The sequence below is a fragment of the Aeromicrobium sp. genome (assembly GCF_036675695.1).
Taxonomy (GTDB): Bacteria; Actinomycetota; Actinomycetes; order Propionibacteriales; family Nocardioidaceae; genus Aeromicrobium.
In genome coordinates, this window is sequence record NZ_JAKFEL010000004.1 from 1 (window position 1) to 3,085 (window position 3,085).

Consider the following 3,085-nt stretch of genomic DNA (forward strand, 5'->3'; position numbering starts at 1 on the left):
CTTGGCCTTCGCGCGGCGGGCCTGGAGCTGGACCTCGGTCTCCTGCATCTTCAGGTGCACCAGCACGCGAGGCGCGAGCATCACCGAGGAGTAGACGCCGATCGCCATGCCGACGAACTGGGCGAGCGCCAGGTCCTGGAGCGAGCTCGCACCCAGCTGGACCGCACTGACGTACAGGATCGCGCCGATCGGGATGAGCGCCACGATCGAGGTGTTGATCGAACGCACCAGGGTCTGGTTGACCGCGAGGTTGGCCGCGTCGGAGTACGACTGCGTCTTCTTGCGGAGTTGGTGGGTGTTCTCCTTGATCTTGTCGAACACCACGACCGTGTCGTAGAGCGAGAAGCCGAGGATCGCGAGCACACCGGTGACCGCCGCAGGGGTGACCTGGAAGCCGGACAGCGCGTAGACGCCGACCGTCAGCACCACGTCGTGGACCAGCGCGACGAAGGCCGCGACGGACATCCGCCACTCGCGGAAGTACGCCCAGATGAACAGCACCACGAGGATCAGGAAGATCACGACGCCGAGGGCGGCGCGCTTGGCCACCTGCTCGCCCCAACTCGGACCGATGTCCTGGATGGAGACCTTCTGGTCCGTGAGATCGGGGTAGCGGTCCTGCAGGAGCGCACGCATCTCAGTGCGCTGGGCTTCGCTCAGGTTCTCGACCTGAACGGTGAGAGACTTGTTGCCCTCGGTCGTGACCGTCGGATTCTTGGCGGGCTCGAGGCCGGAGTCCTTGACGACCTCCCGCAGGTCATCGGCCTCGTCCTGAGTCGCCGCTTGGGCGCCGACCTCGACAGAGAGCGTCGTACCACCGGTGAACTCGACGCCCATGTTGAGCGGCTTGAGGAACAGCACGGCCACGGCGGTGCCAACCAGCAGGAGCGAGACGGCGTACCAGAGCCACGGCTTGGCGACGAAGTTGAAGGACTTGCGACCCTGGTAGAGGTCGTTGCCCAGTCGGGACATCTTGCCCATCAGGCCCTACCCCCCACGGTCGCAACCTTGCGGTCGGGCGTGACATCCATACCGAGCGTCTCCTTGCTGAGACCCGACAGCTTGTGTCCGGAGTTGAACAACTTGAACTGGGCGAGCCAGGACACCAGCGGCTTGGTGAACCAGAAGAGCACCGCGAGGTCGATCAACGTGGTGAGGCCGAGCGCGAAGCCGAAGCCCTTCACGGCGCCGGTGGCGAAGACATAGAGCACGAATGCGGACAGCAGCTGCACCGTGTTGGCCGCGACACGAGTGACGCGCGCACGCGCCCAACCGGTCTCGACGGCGACCCGCATCGACTTGCCCTCACGCATCTCGTCGCGGATGCGTTCGAAGAAGATGACGAACGAGTCCGCGGTGATGCCGACGGCGATGATCAGTCCGGCGATACCGGGCAGGGTCAGCGTGAAGCCCGCCGTCTCGCTGAGCAGCAGCACCATGGCGTAGGTGACGCCGGCTGCGACGAAGAGCGAGCTCACGACCACCAGGCCGAGGCCGCGGTAGTAGAAGAGGCAGTAGAGCATCACCAGCGCGAGGCCGATGGCGCCGGCGAGCATGCCTGCGTTGAGCTGGTTGCCGGCGAGGGAGGGTCCGATCTCCTCGACCGAGGTCTGCTTGTCGTCGAAGAGGATCGGCAGCGCACCGAACTTGAGGCTGTTGGCCAGGTCGAGCGCGCTCTGCTCGGTGAAATTGCCCTCGATCTGCGAGCGGCCATCGGTGATGACGCTGGTCATCACCGGATCCGTCAGCACGAGGCCGTCGAGGACCACGGCGAACTGCTCCTCGGTGCCCGCGAAGGCACGCGAGACGGCCTCGAAGTCGGACGAGGCGCCAGCGGAGCCCTTGGGCAGCGCCTTGTCCTTGTCGTTGCCCATCTCGATGGCCACGACCCAGCGGACGGCGCCCTGGGGCGTCTGCGCGCTGGCGTCGTCGAGCTCGGTGCCCTCGACGACCGAGCGGCCGAGGAGGTACTTGATCGACTGGCCCTTTTCGGGCTCGGAGCAGGCCACGAATGGCTCGTCCCAGACGTCCGGCAGGTCCGCGGGCTTGCCGTCGAGGGTGAGCAGGACACCCTTGGCGTCGCAGGTGTAGTTGTTGTAGGCCGCGATGGCGTCCGCATCAGGCGCGCGGGACCAGGCAATGTCGTCCTTGACGGTCCACTTCTCCCCGTCGCCACCCGGGTCGGTCGCGGTGGGAGCGGTCGGAGTCGCGCTCGGGTCGGCAGAGGGGTCCGCGCTGGGGTCCACGGTCGGGTCTGCGGTTCCGGTCGCCGTGTCGGTGGCAGTCGGAGTCGGGGTCGGCTCCTCGTCGGCGCCCAGGGACAGGGGCGCGCGGCCCAGGCCACCGGGGAGGCCGCTGGCCTGCGCACACGGGCCGCCCTGGCTGCGCTCGGAACACGCAACGAGGCGGAACCGGAGCTGTGCCTGCCGCTTGACGGTCTCCTCGAGCTGCGCCCGGTCGGTCGTCTTGCCGGGGACCTCGACGACGATGTTCCTGCCGCCCTGGGTGGTCACGGCTGCTTCGGCGACACCGGAGCCGTTGACACGCTGGTCGATGATCCGGCGGGCCTCTTCGAGGTTCTCGCTGCTCGGTGCCTTCTCGGCGGTCAGCGTGATCCGGGTACCGCCCTGGAGGTCGAGGCCCAGGGTGGGCTTCCAGCTCCCGGCGAGCGCGACCAGTCCGTAACAGACGGCCAGGCCGAGGAAGAAGATGATCAGGGTGCGTCCGGGGCGTGGGCGGCGGGCGGCCATGTCAGCGATCCTCGGTGTCGGTGGGTACGGCGGTGTCGGCCGACTCGGCCTCGTCGGCGCCATCGGCGTCATCGGTCTGGTCGGTGTCGTCCACGTTGTCCACCCGCAGCGAGGCAACCGCTCCCCGCACGATGTGGATGACCACGCCGGGCGCGATCTCCACCTCGAGGTGGTCGTCGGCAGCACCGACGATGGTCGCGAAGACGCCGGATGTCAGCAGGACGTCGTCACCGACGGACAGCGCTGCGTGGAGCGCACTGACCTCTCGCTGACGTCGCGCGGCAGGACGGATGATCAGCAGCCAGAAGACCACCGCAATCGCGGCAATCCACAGC

General features: G+C 67.6%; 3 protein-coding genes. All 3 read right to left on the minus strand.

Annotated elements, in window-relative coordinates; genetic code table 11:
- Positions 1–981: protein translocase subunit SecF (gene secF, locus V6M39_RS00080; RefSeq protein WP_332641621.1), on the minus strand; the 981-nt coding region annotated here is incomplete at its 3' end.
- Positions 981–2,750 (minus strand): protein translocase subunit SecD, encoded by a 1,770-nt coding sequence (secD, locus tag V6M39_RS00085; RefSeq protein WP_332641622.1) that lies wholly within the window; start codon positions 2,748–2,750, stop codon positions 981–983. The genes secD and secF, both read right to left, overlap by 1 nt.
- Position 2,751: 1 nt before the next feature.
- Positions 2,752–3,085, minus strand: a 334-nt coding sequence (gene yajC, locus V6M39_RS00090; RefSeq protein WP_332641623.1) for a preprotein translocase subunit YajC, incomplete at its 5' end; no start/stop codon positions are given.

Excerpts from the sequence above, each read along its gene's own strand:
- secD (WP_332641622.1), bottom strand. The coding sequence starts at position 2,750 with ATGGCCGCCCGCCGCCCACGCCCCGGACGCACCCTGATCATCTTCTTC.